Raw genomic sequence first — 18,499 nt, 5'->3', positions numbered from 1 at the left:
GGACACAACCGGCCCGCAGCGTGCACACTGGCTGGTTGAACAGCGTCGCGGGACGGCGACGGGAATGAGCGGAGAGCGGACAGCGTGGCAACACGGACGAAGAAGAACGACGCCGAGGCGACGAACGGCGCCGGCCGTCGACGGCTCGTGATCGTCGAGTCGCCCACCAAGGCTCGCAAGATCGCTCCCTATCTCGGCAGCGGCTACGTGGTCGAGTCCTCGGTCGGGCACATCCGCGACCTGCCTCGCGGCGCGGCGGACGTGCCTGCCAAGTACAAGGGCGAGGCGTGGGCGCGGCTCGGGGTGAACGTCGACCACGACTTCGAACCGCTCTACGTCGTCAGCCCGGACAAGAAGAGCAAGGTCACCGAGCTCAAGAGCCTGCTCAAGGACGCCGACGAGCTCTACCTCGCCACCGACCCCGACCGCGAGGGCGAGGCGATCGCCTGGCACCTGCTGGAGACCCTCAAGCCCAAGGTGCCGGTGCGCCGCATGGTGTTCCACGAGGTCACCGAGCAGGCCATCCGTGCCGCCGCGGCCGACACCCGTGACCTCGACGCCGACCTCGTCGACGCGCAGGAGACCCGTCGCATCCTCGACCGGCTCTACGGCTACGAGGTCTCGCCGGTGCTGTGGAAGAAGGTCATGCCGAAGCTGTCGGCGGGCCGCGTGCAGTCCGTGGCGACCCGGATCATCGTGGAGCGCGAGCGGGAGCGGATGCGCTTCACCTCGGCCTCGTACTGGGACATCGCCGCGACGATGGACGCGGGCGCCGACGCGACCCCGCGCAGTTTCCCGGCGCGGATGCTCTCCGTCGAGGGGGCCCGCCTGGCCACCGGCAGGGACTTCGGTCCGGACGGACAGCTCAAGGCATCCGCGAAGGACGTCCGCGTGCTCGGCGAGGCCGACGCGACGCGGCTGGCGGAGGCGCTGCGGGGCCGGGACTTCAAGGTCACCAGCGTCGAGGAGAAGCCGTACACGCGGCGTCCCTACGCGCCGTTCATGACCTCGACGCTGCAGCAGGAGGCCGGCCGCAAGCTGCGGTTCTCCTCCGAGCGGACGATGCGCATCGCGCAGCGGCTGTACGAGAACGGCTACATCACCTATATGCGTACGGACTCGACCCAGCTGTCGGAGACGGCGATCAACGCCGCCCGCAACCAGGCGACGGACCTGTACGGCTCGGAGTACGTCTCGCCGAGCCCGCGGCAGTACACCCGCAAGGTGAAGAACTCGCAGGAGGCGCACGAGGCGATCCGCCCTGCCGGTGAGGTGTTCCGCACCCCGGGCCAGGTCGCGGGCGAACTGCAGGCCGACGAGTTCCGGCTCTACGAGATGATCTGGCAGCGCACCATCGCCTCCCAGATGAACGACGCCAAGGGCACCACGATGTCGGTCCGGATCGCCGGTACGGCGAGCACCGGCGAGGAGTGCGTGTTCTCCGCTTCCGGGCGCACGATCACGTTCCCCGGCTTCCTCAAGGCCTACGTCGAGGCGGTCGACACCGAGAGCGGCGGCGAGGCCGACGACAAGCAGAGCCGCCTGCCGCAGCTGACCAAGGACCAGGCGCTGACGGCCGCGGAGCTGACCCCGGACGGCCACACCACCTCGCCGCCGCCGCGCTACAGCGAGCCCAGCCTGGTCAGCAAGCTGGAGGAGCTGGGCATCGGCCGCCCGTCGACGTACGCGTCGATCATCAACACCATCCAGGACCGCGGCTACGTGTGGAAGAAGGGTTCCGCGCTGGTCCCGTCGTGGGTGGCGTTCGCGGTGATCGGCTTGCTGGAGCGGCATTTCGAGCGGCTGGTGGACTACCACTTCACCGCGGCGATGGAGGACGAGCTCGACCGCATCGCCTCCGGTGACGAGCAGCGCACCCGCTGGCTGTCGAAGTTCTACTTCGGTGGCGACATGGGCGTGGACGGCTCGATCGGCCGGCTGGGCGGGCTGAAGAAGCTGGTCGGCACGGGTGTCGAGGACATCGACGCCCGCGAGATCAACTCGATCCCGCTGTTCCAGGACGAGGAAGGCCGCACGGTCTACGTGCGGGTCGGCCGCTATGGGCCGTACTTGGAACGAAACACCGCGCGAGCCGGTGAAGACACCGCTGACAAGTCCCAGCGGGCGAACCTGCCCGAGGACCTGCCGCCCGACGAGCTGACCGCCGAGATCGCGGAGAAGCTGTTCGCGACGCCGCAGGAGGGCCGTCCCCTGGGCACCGACCCGGTGAGCGGGCACGAGATCGTGGCGAAGGAGGGCCGGTTCGGGCCCTATGTCACCGAGGTGCTGCCGGAGCCCGAGGAGCCTGCCGAAGCCAAGAAGAGCAGCAAGGCGAAGAAGCCGAAGCCGCGGACCGGTTCGCTGTTCAAGTCGATGTCGGTCGAGACCGTCACGCTCGAGGACGCGCTGAAGCTGCTGTCACTGCCGCGGGTGGTCGGCAAGGACCCCGAGTCCGGCGACGAGATCACCGCGCAGAACGGCCGCTACGGCCCGTACCTGAAGAAGGGCACGGACTCGCGGTCGCTCGAGACCGAGGACCAGCTGTTCACGATCACGCTGGAAGAGGCGCTGAAGATCTATTCGGAGCCGAAGCGGCGTGGCCGGCAGGGCGCGGCGAAGCCGCCGCTCAAGGAGCTGGGCGACGACCCGGTGTCGGGCAAGCCGATGGTGGTCAAGGACGGCCGGTTCGGCCCGTACGTGACCGACGGGGAGTTCAACGCGACCCTGCGCAAGGGCGACAGCATCGAGGAGCTGACCGCGGAGCGGGCGGCCGAGCTGCTGGCCGAGAAGCGGGCGAAGGGGCCGGCGCCCAAGCGCAAGGCTCCGGCCCGCAAGAAGGCAACCGCGAAGAAGTAGCGGCCGAACAGGCGTTCGACGAAAACTGTCGGTGGTCGGCGGCATACTCCTCGCCATGAGCGATGAGACTCCGACTCCGACGGTCTTCGAGCTGGTCGACGAGATCGTCCGCCCCCTGGCGTGGGCCGTGCCCCGTCGCCTGTCCGTGCTGACCTACTACGACCCGGACGGCAATCCGGAACTGCCGATGGGCCCGCCCGCGGCGGGCATCGTGGAGGAGGCCGAGCGGCAGACGCGGTGGCACGCCGCGCTCGGGTCACTGGGCCTGTCCCGCGATGGTGTGCTGACGCCCAAGGCGGTGGCGCTGTTCCGGTCGCTGCGCCGCGGCCAGGTCCGCGGCGCGGTGACGGGCGTGCTCGCGGACAGCCTCGAACCGCTGCGGCTGCACTTCTTCGCCGACCACGAAACGGGTTCGGTGGTGGAGTACGTCGGTGGCCGGGTGCAGCTCGGTTCGGGCGGCGCGCGGCGGCTGGCGGACCGGGTGGTCGAGCGGTTGCCCGAGGCGAGGCCCGGCCCGGGCGAGCTTCTCCGGATTGCCGCGGACCCGCTCGGCCGGGTGGCGCCGGAGCACGCGGGGCAGGTCGCGCAGCTCCGGGAGCTTGCCGCGCGGCCGAGGCTCGCCACCATGATGTTCGACCTCACGATCAGCGACAAGATCATCGCCGAGCACCCGCGTGGCGCGGTCGTGCTGTTCGACACCGACCTCGGGCGCTACCTGGTGATCACCGCGATCGACGAGGACGGCAACTGGGTGTTGTTCCACTCGCCGGCGACCGGGCAGCACGTCGGGCACTGGATCCGGCAGTCCGTGCAGGCCCACCTGGAGCCGGCATGTGGCTGACCCTCCTCGCGCTGCGTGATCTCGCCGTTACCCGGATGGGCCAGTGCCTTCGGCGGAGTGACCATTACCCTGGACGGGAAGCTTGCGAGGGACACAGGTGCGTAGGCCAACCGAGGACAGGGAGAGGTCATGCCTGCCAAGGACGACGCCGAGTTCGGCGACGGTACGCAGAGCGCGCTGCCGCCGGTGACGTTCGGCGACGCGTTGTCCGGCTCGCTGAACGACGAGGACGAGCACGAAGACTTCAAGCTGACCAGGGTCGCGTCCCCGGTGCGGCCCGACCCGGCGGTGGTGCGCGATCTGGTCGACGCGGCGACGGCCGAGGGGCAGCGCCCTGGTGCCGAGTTCGGCGACGTGCACTTCCAGACGACGCCGCCCGGTGCGCCGGCGCAGCCGATCGCGCCCGCACCGCCGCTCGGGATGCTCCCGCTCCCGCGGCAGCGCACCCGGCCGAGCCTGCGCTCGGTCAAGCGGCCGCAGCTGCGCATGCCGCGGCTCGGCCTGCCCCAGTCGGGCAACGTCCGGCGGGTCCGGCCCTCCAGCGGTTCGACGGCCATGATCGTGGCGGTCCTGCTCATGATCGTGTTCGCCGTCGTCGCGATCGAGTTCCTCTCGAGCCTGATCAGCGGCATCACCGGCCTGTTCAGCTGACGGCGCCCGTCGATCACCCTCCGCTACGGGCTCGAGGCGCTTCGAAACGATCAGGTGCCCCACGTGCCTACAGTCGGCCCGAAGCGGTCGCGCCCCACCCGACGGAGCTACCCTGACGACACCGGTCCGGTGACACGGTGGCACAGCCCAGGGGATTCACCGGCACCACGGGAACCGAGTGGGGTGGGTCGGATCAGCGAGGGCGTGCAGACAAAGGCCGACGCGGAGGCGCCGGCCGGTCGCGACGGGTCCACGATCTACCGTGCTCGCAGAGTGCTGGCGATCCGGCCGTTCCGCAGGCTCTGGGGTGTCACGTACCTGTGCAGCGTGGCCGACTGGCTAACCATCCTCGGGGTCACGAGCCTGGCGACGAAGCTGACACAGAACTACACCGCCCAGAACTTCGCGTTCACGGGCGTGCTGCTGTCCGCACTGTTGCCGGGGTTGATCTTCGCACCGCTGGGCGGCCTGCTCGCCGACCGGTTCGACCGGCGCAAGATCATGTTCGTGGCCGACCTGCTGCGTTGCGGGTTCGTCATGTCGATCGCGTTCGTCGGCACCGGCTGGTGGCTCTACATCGCCAACTTCCTGGCCAGCGCCAGCGCGATGATGTGGATCCCGTCGAAGGACGCGGCCGTGCCGAACCTGCTGCGCAGGCCGGACCAGGTCGAGACGGCGAACCAGCTCGGCATGGTGATGACCTACGGCCTGGCCGTGCTGTCCGCGGGCGGTATCTACACGGTCATCACCGGAATCGGGCCGACGCTGCACCTGTCGCCGACGGTGTTCGGCGACCTCGGCTTCGCCAAGATCGTCATCGTGCTGATCGGACTGCTGTACCTGACCAGCGCGACCATGATCATCACGCGGATCCCCGAGCTGTCGAAGCGGAACGTGCACGCCCCGGTCGCGGCGGCGCCCAAGCCGTCCGGCGAGTCCACGGGCGGGCTGATGACCCTGGTCCGGGACGGCGCGCGGTTCGTCCGCAGCACGCCGCTGGTGCGCGGCCTGCTGATCGGCGCGGCCGGCGCGTTCGCGGCCGGTGGTGCGGTGGTCGGCTCGGCCAAGCCGTACTCGTCGAGCCTGCTCGCCGGGGATGCCGCCTGGGGCCTGCTGCTGGTCGCGGTGTTCGTCGGGCTGGCCACCGGGATGGGCGGCGCGCCGAAGCTGGCGCGGCGGCTGCCGCACGACCGCTTGTTCGGGATCTCGATCGTGCTGGCCGGGCTGGCGCTGATCCTGGTCGCCCTGTCGCCGCACCTCGCGGTGTCGCTGGTCGCGGTCGCGATCGTCGGCGCCTGCGCCGGTGCGGCGTTCCTGACCGGTGTCACGATCATCGGCTCGCAGGTGGACGACGCCATCCGCGGCCGGATCAACGCGATCTACCAGTCGATGATGAAGATCATCGTGTTCGGTTCGACCGCGATCGTGCCGCTGCTGATCGGTCTGACAAAGCCGCGCACGGTGCAGGTGTGGGGCAGCCCGATCATCATCGACGGCACCCGCCCCGTGATGCTCGGCGGCGGGATCCTGGCCGCGATCGTCGGCGTGATCTCCTACCGGCAGATGGACTCGCGCCGCGCCGAGACGATCATGTCCGATCTGCGCAACGTGATCCGCCGCCGCCCGCGCCGGGTGAACGGCCTGCTCATCGCGCTGGAGGGCACGACGGTGGCGGACACCGCGAACCAGGCGGCCAAGCTGGCGAGCTGGCTGCGTTCGGCCGGGCCGCGCCCGGTCGTGCTCGCGGCCGACCCGGCACTGGACGACAAGCGTCTGGCGCAGCTGGTCAGCGGGGCGTCGTTGTCCGGCGCGCGGGCGCAGGCGCTGGCCGCGGCCGCGGTACGGGCGGACATCGTGGAGCGCGATGTACAGCCGGCGCTGGACGACGGGTCGATCGTGGTGATGGAGCGCTTCGTCGACTCGCCGCTGGCGCACCTGTCGGCGATCGCGGGCCTGGACGCCAAGGAGCTGGAGGGACTCGCGGACTGGGCGACCGGCAGGCTTCGCCCGGACGTGACGGTGCTGCTGGACGCCAACCCGGGCGAAGCCCCGTCGGGGCCGATCTCGATCAAGGACCAGTGGCGCGTGCAGAGCCTGCTCAGCGAGATGGCCGCCGCGGACCCGGACCACTATGTCGTCGTCGACGGCGACGGCACCGAGGACGAGGTCGCCGAACGCGTGCAGACCGCGGTCCGGGCCGTCCTCGTGGGGCGCCGCTCGGGGCTCGCACCGTTGGAAATCGTCGACGCCTGATGCGGAACACTGGTTCGCGGTCGAGGCGGCTAGTGGCAGTGGAGGCTCAGTGGGTTCGGTCTGGTCCCAGCTAGTCGGGCAGGAGCCCGCGGTCGAGGTGCTCTCCGCAGCCGCGAACGCCGCGACGAAGATCGTCGACGGCGAGCCGGTGCCCGCGGGAGCCATGACGCACGCCTGGCTGCTCACCGGCCCGCCGGGCTCCGGCCGGTCGGTCGCGGCGCGGACCTTCGCGGCGGCGCTCGAATGCACCCTCGGCATGGGCTGTGGCGAGTGCACGGGCTGCCGCACCGCACTGCACGGCACACACGCCGACGTGCGGCTGATCGTGCCGGAAGGACTGTCGATCTCGGTCGGCGAGATGCGGGCGCTCGTGCAGATGGCCGCGCGCCGGCCGACCTCCGGCCGGTGGCAGGTCGTCATCATCGAGGACGCCGACCGGCTGACCGAGGGCGCGTCGAACGCCCTGCTCAAGGCCGTCGAGGAGCCGCCGGACCGGACGGTGTTCCTGTTGTGCGCACCGTCGGACCATCCCGAGGACGTCTCGGTGACCATCCGGTCGCGCTGCCGGCTGGTCAACCTCCGCACCCCGCCGCCCGAGGCGATCGCGCAGGTGCTGGTGGAGCGGGACGGGGTGGAACCGGAGCTGGCGCAGTGGTCGGCCTCGGTGTGCGGCGGGCACGTCGGCCGGGCGCGCCGCCTGGCGACCGACGAGCAGTCGCGCAAGCGCCGGGAGACCGTGCTGCGCATCCCGCTCGGCCTGCGTCGCCCGGCGGACGTGTTCGCCTGTGCCGACGAGCTGATCGCCGCCGCCGAGGGTGACGCGAGCGAGGAGAGCAAGGCGCGCGACGAGTCGGAGAAGACCGAGCTGCGCAACGCCATGGGCGGCGACGCGACGGGCAAGGGCGTCGGGGGCGCGAAGCGTGCGGCCGAGGCGGCGGTGCGGGCGCTCGAGAAGCGCCAGAAGTCCCGGGCGACCCGCACCCAGCGCGACACGCTGGACCTGGCGCTGGTCGACCTGGCGGCGTTCTACCGGGACGTGCTGGTCACGGCCAGCGGCGCGAAGGCGGTGCTGGCTCACCCGGACCACGCCGCCGACGCCGTCGAGGCCGCGCGGAGCTGGACGCCCGAGTCGACGCTCGGGCGGCTCGAAGCGGTCCTGGCCTGCCGTGAGGCGATCCTGTGGAACGTCAAACCACGCATCGCCGTGGAAGCGATGGTCACGGCCCTGCGTCACGGCTGACCGTCGTGCCGTGGCTGACTGCATGCCGTGGCCGGCCGTCGTGCTGCGGCCGAACCGCAGTGCCGTGGTTGACCGCGGTGGCGCGGCTGACCGCCGTGCCACGGCCCTTGCGAGCCGTGGCACGGCGAGGAGTCAGTCCGAGCGCGGTCGCGGCGAGGGCGACGGCTTGACCATCGCGGCCTTGCGGCGGCGGTTCGGGATCGCGGCCACCAGGACCACGCCCAGCAGCAGCATCGCCGTGCCGGTCCAGAACAGCGGCACCGCCGAGTACGCGCCCGCCGTGTAGGCCAGCTTCGCGGGCACGCCCGGCGCCGGTTTGGCAGGCGCCACCGGGTTGGTGCTGCCGCAGACGACGCCACCCGTCGGGGTGTACGCGCGCCCGATCTGCTCACCCAGCGAAAGCTGCGCCAGCGACGACGGCAGCGACGCCGCCGAGCCGGTCGGCAGCAGGGACTTCAGCGCGTTCGTCGGCAGCACCTGCAGGTCGAGCATCCGGGCGGACGCGCCCAGCTGGTAGCCCGCGAACGGCGTGCTCAGCTGCTGCGCGTTCTGGTTCAGCTCGCCGATGCTCAGCCGCAGGACACCCAGGTCCAGCACCGTGTTCCCGTTGTCCGCGACCTGCTGCAGACCCTTGCTCGTCGTGGCCACCAGGCCGCCGACCACGGGCAGGTCCTCGACGGGGCCGACCTGGTCGGACAGGCCCGACAGCGGCAACCCGATCGGGATGTCCTTGGTGGGGTGCGTGGCGTCGAGGGTGTACAGCACCTGGTCACCGCGCTGAATGGTGATCACCGGCGCGGTGTACTCGACCTTCGAAGTCGCCTTGTCACCCGTCGAGGTGACCTTCAGCGTCGGCTGGCTGACCACCTTCAGCGTCAGCGCGAGCGGCGTGCCCTTGAGGATCTCGACGTCCGCCGCCTGCAGCGTCGACACCGACTGCACGGCCTTGTTCTTCGAGTTCGGCAGGTCCACCAGCTGCATCACCGACCGCGACGACAGGGTGTTCGGCAGGCTCAGCAGCGAGCCCGTGCCGTCGGCCGCGGTCTGCCCGCCCCCGGACAGCAGCCCGCCAAGGGACTGCAGCCCCTTCGTCGCGTCGAAGCCCTGGGCCAGCGCCGGCAGGTTGCTCAGCCCGCTGAGCGGCAGGTTGGGCATCGACGGCAGGACGTTCAGCAGCGACAGGCTCGCGATCGAGGTGCTCGCGTCCGCGATCGTGCCGACGCACGGCCCGAGCGTGTCGCTCCAGCGGGCGTGCACATTGCCGTTCAGCACGCCGACGTTGAGCAGCGGGTTCCGCGGCGCGTTGAACCCGCCGCTGAGGCCCTTCTCGTTGTCCGGCAGCGCGGTCTGCACGAGGCTGCCGGGTGCCTGCGGCGCGTTGCCCGCCACGGCCAGCCCGAGCGGGGACGACTGCGCGATCGCCCGCTCGTAGCTGAGGTAGGACTCCGAGTTCGCCTGTGCGCTGGACAGGCCCATGCCGGCTTCCAGCACCGACTGCTTGGGCAGCGACTGGCTGTAGCCCGGCAGGATCGTGCTGGTGTCCACCGTGTCGGGGAGCAGCCGCAGCACCCCGAGGGCCGCGGCCGCGTCGCCGACCGCGTGGCCCAGCGGCTGTGGGCCCTGCGGCGCCGAGATCGGCGGCTGTGACGGGTTCGCGGGCTGGGGGATCGGCGTGGTCGGGATGGTGCTGTCCGCCATCGCCGGTGTGGCCGAGAGCACGAGCAAGGCTGCGGTCACCGGCAGAGCCAGCGTGCGAGGCAGGCGTCGGCGCATGCGGGAGTCCTCCACAAAAGGGGCGGGGCCGGGCAGCTGCGACCGGCGTCGGAGAGACTAACGAGGGCGGGGGCCGGAAGTGACGTGCGCCATGCCGCTACACTTGTACGTGCATCGCCGCCTTAGCTCAGTCGGCCAGAGCGGCTCACTCGTAATGAGCAGGTCAGGGGTTCGATTCCCCTAGGCGGCTCAGGCGATGACCAGGCCCGTCCCGGCTTCCGGGGCGGGCCTGGTTGCGTTTCGGCGGCGCACCATTCCCGCAGGCGTGACCAGTGCGACCTCCGGAACAGGCACGACGGAACCGCACTGTCCACAGTGGTCCACCGCCGGTCGGGACACGCGTCCTGAAAGGTAGGCTGCGTGTCCGGACCACTGGAGGGGACGATGACCGTCATGCCGCCGGGCCGGCGCGACCGGCTCTCGCCCAACCAGCTCGCCAAGCAGGAGCAGATCGTCGACGCCGCGCGCCGGGTGCTCGCCCGCGACGGGCTCGCCGGCTGCACCGCCCGCGCGATCGCCGACGCCGGGCCGCTCACCAAGAGTGCCATCCACTACTACTTCTCGGACATCGACCTGCTCATCGACCGGGCGATGGCCGCGCTCGTCACCGACTTCCTCGGCGAGCTCGACAAGGTGGCCGCCAAGTACGACGATCCGGCGGAGCGGTTGTGGGCGGTGCTCGAGGCCTACCTCGAGACGTTCGCCGACAACCCCAACGCCGCCTTCGTCTGGTTCGAGTACTGGGTGGCGGTCGGCCGCACCGAGCACGTCCAGGCCGCCGAGGTCATGCTCCGCTCGGTGATCGAACTGCTGACCGACCTGCTCGGCGACCTGCGGATCGACGACCCGCGCGCCCGCGCGCGGGCCCTGCAGTCGTACCTGCTCGGCGCCATCGTGCAGCAGAGCGTCCGGCGCCGCCCGTTCGCGACCCTGCGCGAGGAGATCGAGCTGCTGTGCCTGGCATAAGGTGCGGCCATGCCTCTGTTCTCCTTCGAGGGCGTCAGCCCGACCGTGCACCCCGACGCCTGGGTCGCCCCCACAGCGACCCTCATCGGTGACGTCGTCATCGAAAAGGACGTCTCGATCTGGTACGGCGCGGTCGTCCGCGCGGACTTCGGCAAGATCATCATCCGCGAGGGCGCGAACATCCAGGACAACTCGGTGCTGCACGTCAACGAAGGCGTTTGTGAGGTGGGCCGCAACGCCACCGTGGGGCACCTGTGCCTGGTGCACGACTGCACCGTCGGCGAACAGGCGCTGATCGGCAACGGGTCGACCGTGCTGGACAAGGCCGTCATCGGGGAGCGGGCGCTCGTCGCGGCCGGCGCGACCGTGACCCCGAACACCGAGGTGCCCGCCGAGCACATCGCGATGGGCAGCCCGGCGAAGAAGTTCGTGCCGCTGACCGACTCCGCCCGCGCCTGGGTCGAGCACAACGCGGCCGTCTACCAGCAGCTCGCCCGGCGGCACGCCGACGGCGCCGCCCCTGTCGACTAGGCTGGGCGGGTACAGCGACTGGCGCCGTAGAGGTGGAGCACCACCGGGAAGCGACCGACGAGGCCGGCACCGCGCGCCTGGGTGTGGCCAGTGTCAGGAGTAGGAACATGACGCACCAGCCACCGATTCCGACCCTTTCTGCCACCGACCCCGAGATCGCCGGGCTCGTCGAGGACGAGGCGCGGCGCCAGGCCGAGAAGATCCGCCTCATCGCGTCGGAGAACTACGTCTCGCAGGCCGTGCTGGAAGCCACCGGCACCGTGCTGACGAACAAGTACTCCGAGGGCTACGCGGGCAAGCGCTACTACGAGGGCCAGCAGTACATCGACCAGGTCGAGCAGCTGGCCATCGAGCGGGCGAAGTCGCTGTTCGCCGTCGACCACGCGAACGTGCAGCCCTACTCCGGCTCCCCGGCGAACCTCGCCGTGTACCTCGCCTTCGCGAAGCCGGGCGACACCGTGCTGGGCATGGCGCTGCCCGACGGCGGTCACCTCACGCACGGCTGGAGCGTCTCCGCGACCGGCAAGTGGTTCAACGCGGTCCGCTACGGCGTGCGCAAGGAGACCGGCCGGGTCGACCTGGACCAGGTGCGTGACCTGGCCCGCGAGCACCGGCCGAAGCTGATCTTCGCCGGCGGCACCGCGATCCCGCGCACCATCGACTTCCCGGCCTTCGCCGAGATCGCCCGCGAGGTCGACGCGGTGCTGGTCGCCGACATCGCGCACATCGCGGGCCTGATCGCCGGTGGCGCGCACCCGTCGCCGGTCGGGCACGCGCAGGTCATCACCACCACCACGCACAAGACGCTGCGTGGCCCGCGCGGCGCGATGATCATGTCCGACGCCGACCACGCGAAGGCCGTCGACAAGGCGGTGTTCCCCGGCCTGCAGGGCGGCCCGCACAACCACACCACCGCGGCGATCGCCGTCGCGCTCGGCGAGGCGGCGAAGCCCGAGTTCCGCGACTACGCCCACGCGATCGTCGCCAACGCGAAGGCGCTGGCCGACGCCCTGATCGAGCGCGGGTTCGACCTGGTGTCCGGCGGCACCGACAACCACCTGCTGCTGGTCGACCTGACCAACAAGCAGATCGGCGGCAAGCCCGCGGCGCAGGCCCTGGACCGCGCCGGCATCGAGCTGAACTACAACACGGTGCCGTTCGACCCGCGCAAGCCGTTCGACCCGTCCGGCATCCGGCTGGGCACCGCCGCGATCACCACCCGCGGCCTGACCCCGGAGCACCAGCCGCAGATCGCCGAGTGGATCGACCGCACGGTCGCGGCCGCCGCCGCGGAGGACGAGGCAGCGCTGGGCAAGATCGCGGGCGAGGTGCGTGACCTGCTGGGCGCGTACCCGATCCCCGGCTACCGCGCCTGAGACGCGAAAACGGCCGGCCGGCTCCCCGCGCTGGGGAGCCGGCCGTTTTCGGGCCCGGGTCAGTGCGTGCCGTTGTCGGCGGCCTCCTTGGCCAGCCGGTCGGCTTCGCGCTCGTAGGAGCGCTTGATCTCGGCCTCGGCCTCGGTGCGGCCCACCCAGTTCGACCCCTCGACGCTCTTGGCAGGCTCCAGGTCCTTGTAGACCTGGAAGAAGTGCTCGATCTCGAGCTTGTGGAACTCGTTGAGGTGGTGGATGTCGCGCAGGTGCTCGAGGCGCGGGTCGTCCGACGGGACCGCGAGGACCTTGTCGTCCGGGCCCTTCTCGTCGGTCATCCGGAACATGCCGATCGCGCGGCAGCGGATCAGGCAGCCGGGGAAGGTCGGCTCCTGCACCAGCACCAGCACGTCGAGCGGGTCGCCGTCCTGACCGAGGGTTTCGTCGATGAACCCGTAGTCGGCCGGGTACTGGGTGGCCGTGAACAGGGTCCGGTCCAGCCGGATGCGCCCCGTCTTGTGGTCCACTTCGTACTTGTTGCGCTCCCCTTTGGGGATTTCGATGGTGGCGTCGAACTCCACGGCGATCCTCGCTGAACTCGTCTTTTCGGGCCGCCCCTGGCGGCTCACGATTTCGCTAACTTGTCTTCACTAGTGTGGACCACGCGCCGTTGGGGAGTGCACTGCATGTCGCATTAGTTTGGTCACTGGTGCGCCGACGCGATGAGGAGGGTGCGTGCCGACGCACGAAGATGAGCCGGCTTGGCCGTCGGACGATTCCGACACGCCGGAGACCGCCGAGGGCGCCGACGGCGCGACCGACGAGCCGGCCGCCGACGCGGAACAGGACAGCGGTGCGACCGCGCACCTGCCGTTGCCCGAGGTCTCCCTGCCCGAGCAGCCGACCCTGTGGGTCGAGCGGCCGAAGGAGCAGGCGGAGCCCCAGGAGTCGGCGGAGCCTCAGGAGCCGAAGGCCGAAGCTCCGAACCCCGAAGCGCCGAGAGCCGAGGAGTCGAAGCCCGAAGCTCCGAAGGCTGCGCCGCCGAAGCAGGAGCAGCCGGAGAGTGACCAGGAACGCACCGCCTTCCTGCCCGCGATCCAGCTGCCGCCGCGTGCGCAGCAGCGCCCGACCCAGCAGCAGGGACCTCAGCAGCGGCCCCAGCAGCAGGGCGGCCCGCAGCAGAGCGGGCAGCAGCCGGGCGGGCAGCGGCAGAACCCCCAACAGGGTGGACCTCAGCAGGGTGGACCCCAGCCCCAGCAGCGGGGACCTCAGCAGCAGAACGGCCGCCAGCGGTGGCCCCAGGAGACCTCGGCGCAGGTCACCGCGCCGCAGCAACTCCAGCCCCAGCCCCAGCCCCAGCCCCAGCAGCGGCCGGCCCCGCCACCGCGGCCCATCCCGCCCGCGGGCCTCCAGCACGCCCAGCCGATGCGGATCGAGCCGTCGGGAGAGGTGCGTCCCGCCGAGTCCGCGCAGCCCGATGAGCCCACCCCGCCGCCACCGCCGGAACAGCCCGTCAAGCGCAAGCGCCGCGGCCTGCTGATCGGTGCCGTCGCACTGGTGGTGGTGATCGTCGTCGGGGTCGCGCTCGCGCTGCCGCCGGTCTCCAACCGCCTCGGCCTGCCCTGGGCGCCGAACTTCCCGAAGGCCGACACCCCCGAGCCCGCCGCGGTGACCCTCGCGCTGCAACCGCCCAGCAGTTCGGCGCCCACGCCGACGAACTCGGGCGTGGCCGCCGAGCTCGCGGGCCCGGCCGCCAACCCCGCGCTCGGCACGCTGGCCGGCATCGTGATCGACCCGGCGACCGGTTCGACCCTGTGGAACCACAACTCGAGCCAGCTGCTGACCCCCGCCTCGGCGACGAAGCTGCTCACCACGTCGGCCGCGTTGCTCAAGCTCGACCACGGCCTGCAGATCCCGACGAAGGTCGTGCAGGGTTCCTCGCCGGACACCGCGATCATCGTCGCGGGAGGCGACGTGACCCTGTCCGCGCTGCCCGACGGCCAGCAGTCCGTCCTGCCGGGCGCCGCGCATCTGGATGACCTCGTCGCACAGGTCAAACAGGCTTCCGGCGGCAGCATCAAGAAGGTGCAGATCGACGTGTCGCTGTTCTCCGGGCCGCTGACCGCCCCCGGCTGGGCGCCGGATGACGCGCCGTCCACGTACGCCGCGCCGATCGTGCCCGGGATGCTCGACGCGGGGCGGCCGAACCCGACGGTGGACGAGGTCCTGCGGTCGGCCGACCCGGCGGGCACCCTGTTGCAGACCTTCGCCCAGCGGCTCGGTGCCACCGCGAGCGGCCACGCGACGGCCCCGCAGGGCGCGAAGGTCCTCGGCGAGGTGCGGTCGGCTCCGCTGACCGAGCTGGTCGACAACCTGTTGCAGATCTCGGACAACACGCTCGCCGAGGCCGTCGGCCGCCAGACCGCGATCGCCAGTGGCGCCCCGGCCACCTTCGCCGGCGTCGCACAGACGACACTGAACACGTTGGCGCAGAACGGTTTCGACGTTTCGGGCGTGGCGCTCAACGACGGCAGTGGACTGTCCACTTTGAACAAGGTGCCGCCGCGGCTGCTCGCCCAGCTGCTCACCGTCGCCGCCGCGCCGGACAACAAGGACCCGCGCACCGCGAAGCTGCGGCCGTTGCTGGAAGGGCTTCCGGTGGCAGGCGGCAGCGGCACCCTGGCGGACCGCTATGGCGACGCGAACTCCTCGGCGGGCAAGGGCTGGGTACGGGCGAAGACCGGCACCCTGTCCGGCGTCAACACGCTGGCCGGGGTGGTGCTCGACAAGGACGGCCGGGTACTGGTGTTCGCGATGATGTCCAACGGCTCGGACATCGTGGCGGCGCGCCCCGCACTGGACGCACTGGCGGCCGCACTGCGTGGCTGCGGATGCGGTTAGCGACGGGTAGCGTCGGGGCAATGAACAGCACGGTGAGCGAGGAAAAGACGCGTCCGGTGGTGGACTGGTCGCTCGCCGCGTCGACGGGTGCGTTCCTCGTCCGCGGCGGCCCGTCGGTGCCGCGCACCGAGGCGCAGCTGGCGGTGAGCGAGCTGCGCGAGCTGACCGTGGACGCGGAGGCGCACGTCCGGGAGCTGACCGGGCTCGGCGCGGGCCTGCCGCTGCTGCCCGGGGAGGTCGTCGACCGGCCGGGCTGGGTGCGTTCCGCCGCCGCCGGGCTGGATGCCTTGACCAGCAAGGCTTTGCGCACGCTGCCGGCGAACCCGTTCGCGCCAGTGCTCGCGGGTGGCGCGGGCGTGCAGACCGGGGTCGTGCTGGCGTTCCTCGCCTCGCGCGTGCTCGGCCAGTACGACCCGTTCGGCGGCGACGGCGGCCGCCTGGTGCTCGTCGCGCCCAACGTCGTCACCGCCCAGCACGCGATGCAGGTGCCGGGCCGCGACTTCCGGATGTGGGTGTGCCTGCACGAGTGCACCCACCGCCTGCAGTTCACCGCCGTCGGCTGGCTGCGGGACTACTTCGCGGACGAGGTCGAGCGACTGGTCGGCGGCCTCGCCGCTGAGGACGACGGCGTCGGCGACCTGCTCGGCAGGCTGCCCGAGGCGCTGCGGGAAGCCAAGCGCGCCAAGGCGGACGGCGGGGTGGTGGCGCTGGCGCAGCTGCTTCGCTCGCCGCAGCAGCGTGAGGTCTTCGACCGGCTGCTCGCGCTGTCCACCCTCCTCGAAGGCCACGCCGACTACGTGATGGACGCCGTCGGCCCGGGCGTGGTGCCCGCCGTCGAAATGATCCGTTCCCGGTTCACCGCCCGCCGCAAGGGCGGTGGCCTGCTCGACCGGCTGCTGCGCAGCCTGCTGGGGGTCGACGCCAAGATCCGCCAGTACGCGCAGGGCGCGGCGTTCACCCGGCACGTCGTCGACCGGGTGGGCATGACCGGCTTCAACGCCGTCTGGACCTCGCCGAACACGCTGCCCAGCCGCGCGGAGATCGCCGACCCGGAGGCGTGGGTCCGGCGTGTGCACGGATGACGTCCTGATCCCGGTCCGGCTGGCCGTGCGGCGGTTCCTTGCCGCACGGGCCGAGTCGGACTTCGACGTCGCCGTCTCCGGCGGCGCCGACTCCCTCGCGCTCGCCGAGGCGGCCGCGCACGAGGGGCACAAGCTGGGCCTGCGGGTGCGCGCGCTGGTCGTGGACCACGGCCTGCAGGACGGCTCCGCGGAGGTCGCCGAGACCGCCGCCGACACCGCGCGCAGGCTCGGCGTCGACGAGGCGGAGGTGCTGACCGTCGACGTCAGCGGTCCGGGTGGGGTGGAGGCGGCCGCCCGGCGGGCCCGGTACGCGGCGTTGTCGGGCAAGGGACGCGATCTGGTGCTGCTCGGGCACACCAGGGACGACCAGGCCGAGACGGTGCTGCTCGGCCTCGGCCGCGGCTCCGGCCCGCGGTCGATCGCCGGGATGAAGCCGTTCGACCCGCCGTGGGGCCGTCCGCTGCTGGACGTGCCGCGCTCGGCCACCCGCGCGGCCTGCGCGGCGCTGGGCGTCGAGCCGTGGGAGGACCCGTTCAACACCGATCCGCGGTTCACCCGGGTCCGGCTGCGCACGGAGGTGCTGCCGCTGCTCGAAGACGTCCTTTCCGGTGGGGTAGCCGCCGCGCTCGCCCGCACCGCGACCCAGCTGCGCGAGGATCACGAAACCCTCGATGCCCTCGCCGCGCAGCTGTGCGGCGAGGGCGAGACGCTCGAGGTCGGGGCACTTGAGCCGGTGCCGCCCGCGTTGCGGCGCCGGGTGCTCCGGCGCTGGCTGATCGAGCGGGGCGCGTGTGATCTTTCTGACGCGCAGCTGCGTTCGGTCGACGCGTTGATCGGCGAATGGCGTGGTCAGGGCGGGGTGTGGTTGCCGGGCAGCTTGGTCGTCACGCGGACGCGTGGCAGGCTGAGCATGAATCGTCGCGAAGAAGCCAAAGGGGAATGACCTTGTACGAAGGCGAGATCGCCTCCGTGCTCGTCACCGAGCAGCAGATCCAGGACAAGATCAACGAACTCGCCAAGCAGATCGCGGCGGACTACGCACGGGACGGCGTCACGGCCGACCTCCTGCTGGTCGGCGTGCTCAAGGGCGCGGTCATGTTCATGACCGACTTCGCCCGCGCGCTGCCGATGCCGGCGCAGCTGGAGTTCATGGCGGTGTCCTCCTACGGCTCCGCGACGTCGTCCTCGGGCGTCGTGCGGATCCTGAAGGACCTCGACCGCGACATCACCGGCAAGCACGTGCTGATCGTCGAGGACATCGTCGACTCGGGGCTTACGCTGTCCTGGCTGCTGAAGAACCTCGCGAGCCGCAGTCCGGCCTCGCTCGAGGTCTGCTCGCTGCTGCGCAAGCCGGAGGCCGTCAAGGTGGACGTGCCCGTGAAGTACGTCGGGTTCGACATCCCGAACGAGTTCGTCGTCGGCTACGGCCTCGACTATGCGGAGCGTTACCGCGACCTCCCCTACATCGGGACCCTCGACCCCAAGGTCTACAGCTCCTGAGTAACGCAGGGTGAATGTCTGACGACCGGTGCGGAAAAAGCGGAACCCGAGGTCGTGCGAACGCGTCATACTGCCTGTCCGAGTGCGTTAACCTATGCGAACAGGGGTAGCCGGGCCGGTACTCCCGGCATCGACTTGGGGCAGGAGAGAACCGATGGGGAACAGCAGCTACGGGGATGCCGCGGCGTTCAGGAACGCGGCGGTCAACGGTCAGCTGGGAGTGGACCCGGACGCCGCGCAGACAGTGCTGAAGAAGATCCGCGCCGGCAAGGACTCGGTGGAAAACCTCCTGCGCAGCTCAGGCGCCCTCGCCGAGGCCCCGAAGCTCGGTGCGAACCCGGTGGGCAACGCCATCGCCGCGAAGTTCGTCCAGCGCGCCGACGGCGGCGGTGACTCCTACACCACGGCCCTGCAGAACCTCTACGGCCAGTACGCACAGGCCGAGCAGGCCATCGTCGCGGCGATGAGCCACTACCAGCAGATCGACCAGGACGCCTCGGACGCGCTGTCCGGGCGGGCGTAACCAGGGGGCGGG

15 protein-coding genes and 1 tRNA gene are annotated in these 18,499 nt (G+C 71.2%); 14 read left to right on the top strand and 2 right to left on the bottom strand.

All coding sequences use genetic code 11. The features are described from left to right. The first annotated feature begins 84 nt into the window (after positions 1-84). The 5 genes from topA to LWP59_RS36420 all read left to right on the top strand — a co-directional run bounded on the left by topA (position 85) and on the right by LWP59_RS36420 (position 7,841). Entirely contained in the window at positions 85-2,856 is a 2,772-nt protein-coding gene (gene topA / locus LWP59_RS36440) for a type I DNA topoisomerase (protein WP_144644237.1), read from the top strand. A gap of 55 nt (positions 2,857-2,911) precedes the next feature. Beyond that, positions 2,912-3,697 (top strand): ESX secretion-associated protein EspG, encoded by a 786-nt coding sequence (locus LWP59_RS36435; protein ID WP_144644235.1) that lies wholly within the window; start codon positions 2,912-2,914, stop codon positions 3,695-3,697. Positions 3,698-3,826: 129 nt separating this feature from the next. Next, complete coding sequence (locus LWP59_RS36430) at positions 3,827-4,348, top strand: hypothetical protein (protein WP_144644233.1); 522 nt, start codon at positions 3,827-3,829, stop codon at positions 4,346-4,348. A 183-nt stretch (positions 4,349-4,531) separates the two neighbouring features. Further along, complete coding sequence (locus LWP59_RS36425; RefSeq protein WP_186383564.1) at positions 4,532-6,601, top strand: bifunctional MFS transporter/dTMP kinase; 2,070 nt, start codon at positions 4,532-4,534, stop codon at positions 6,599-6,601. Between the two features lie 49 nt (positions 6,602-6,650). Beyond that, on the top strand, positions 6,651-7,841 hold the full coding sequence (locus LWP59_RS36420; RefSeq protein ID WP_186383566.1) for a DNA polymerase III subunit delta': 1,191 nt from the start codon (positions 6,651-6,653) through the stop codon (positions 7,839-7,841). A 132-nt stretch (positions 7,842-7,973) separates the two neighbouring features. Here LWP59_RS36420 and LWP59_RS36415 read toward each other — a convergent pair whose 3' ends face one another. Then, the gene (locus LWP59_RS36415) at positions 7,974-9,614 is read right to left on the bottom strand and encodes a hypothetical protein (RefSeq protein ID WP_186383563.1); all 1,641 of its coding nucleotides are present in this window, start codon (positions 9,612-9,614) and stop codon (positions 7,974-7,976) included. Positions 9,615-9,730: 116 nt separating this feature from the next. Here LWP59_RS36415 and LWP59_RS36410 point away from each other — a divergent pair. The 4 genes from LWP59_RS36410 to LWP59_RS36395 all read left to right on the top strand — a co-directional run bounded on the left by LWP59_RS36410 (position 9,731) and on the right by LWP59_RS36395 (position 12,487). Beyond that, positions 9,731-9,804: transfer RNA gene (locus LWP59_RS36410), tRNA-Thr, on the top strand. Positions 9,805-9,998: 194 nt separating this feature from the next. Then, complete coding sequence (locus LWP59_RS36405) at positions 9,999-10,580, top strand: TetR/AcrR family transcriptional regulator (protein WP_144644269.1); 582 nt, start codon at positions 9,999-10,001, stop codon at positions 10,578-10,580. 9 nt (positions 10,581-10,589) lie between these two features. Then, positions 10,590-11,111 carry a gamma carbonic anhydrase family protein gene (locus tag LWP59_RS36400; RefSeq protein ID WP_144644227.1) on the top strand — a complete coding sequence of 174 codons (522 nt, stop codon included), beginning with the start codon at positions 10,590-10,592 and terminating at the stop codon, positions 11,109-11,111. Between the two features lie 107 nt (positions 11,112-11,218). Further along, complete coding sequence (locus LWP59_RS36395; RefSeq protein WP_144644225.1) at positions 11,219-12,487, top strand: serine hydroxymethyltransferase; 1,269 nt, start codon at positions 11,219-11,221, stop codon at positions 12,485-12,487. Positions 12,488-12,546: 59 nt separating this feature from the next. On the opposite strand, the gene LWP59_RS36390 is transcribed toward LWP59_RS36395, so the two are convergent. Then, a complete protein-coding gene (locus tag LWP59_RS36390) occupies positions 12,547-13,062 on the bottom strand; it encodes an inorganic diphosphatase (RefSeq protein WP_144644223.1) in 516 nt (171 codons plus the stop codon). Between the two features lie 154 nt (positions 13,063-13,216). On the opposite strand from LWP59_RS36390, the gene dacB reads away from it, so the two are divergent. From dacB to LWP59_RS36365, 5 genes are all read left to right on the top strand, one after another. Continuing rightward, positions 13,217-15,382 (top strand): D-alanyl-D-alanine carboxypeptidase/D-alanyl-D-alanine endopeptidase, encoded by a 2,166-nt coding sequence (dacB, locus tag LWP59_RS36385; RefSeq protein WP_191334883.1) that lies wholly within the window; start codon positions 13,217-13,219, stop codon positions 15,380-15,382. Between the two features lie 20 nt (positions 15,383-15,402). Next, on the top strand, positions 15,403-16,464 hold the full coding sequence (locus LWP59_RS36380; RefSeq protein WP_186383616.1) for a zinc-dependent metalloprotease: 1,062 nt from the start codon (positions 15,403-15,405) through the stop codon (positions 16,462-16,464). Beyond that, positions 16,451-17,407: a tRNA lysidine(34) synthetase TilS gene (tilS, locus tag LWP59_RS36375; RefSeq protein ID WP_144645539.1), complete on the top strand. Its 957-nt coding sequence runs from the start codon at positions 16,451-16,453 to the stop codon at positions 17,405-17,407. The genes LWP59_RS36380 and tilS overlap by 14 nt, the downstream gene beginning before the upstream one ends. A gap of 2 nt (positions 17,408-17,409) precedes the next feature. Then, on the top strand, positions 17,410-17,964 hold the full coding sequence (hpt, locus tag LWP59_RS36370) for a hypoxanthine phosphoribosyltransferase (protein ID WP_144645563.1): 555 nt from the start codon (positions 17,410-17,412) through the stop codon (positions 17,962-17,964). Positions 17,965-18,118: 154 nt separating this feature from the next. Further along, positions 18,119-18,487, top strand: coding sequence for a hypothetical protein (locus tag LWP59_RS36365; RefSeq protein WP_144645541.1), 369 nt, complete (start codon positions 18,119-18,121; stop codon positions 18,485-18,487). Positions 18,488-18,499 lie beyond the last annotated feature (12 nt).

The sequence above is a fragment of the Amycolatopsis acidiphila genome (assembly GCF_021391495.1).
In the GTDB taxonomy this organism is placed as follows: Bacteria; Actinomycetota; Actinomycetes; order Mycobacteriales; family Pseudonocardiaceae; genus Amycolatopsis_E; species Amycolatopsis_E acidiphila.
This window is presented reverse-complemented; position numbering and strand designations above follow the sequence as displayed.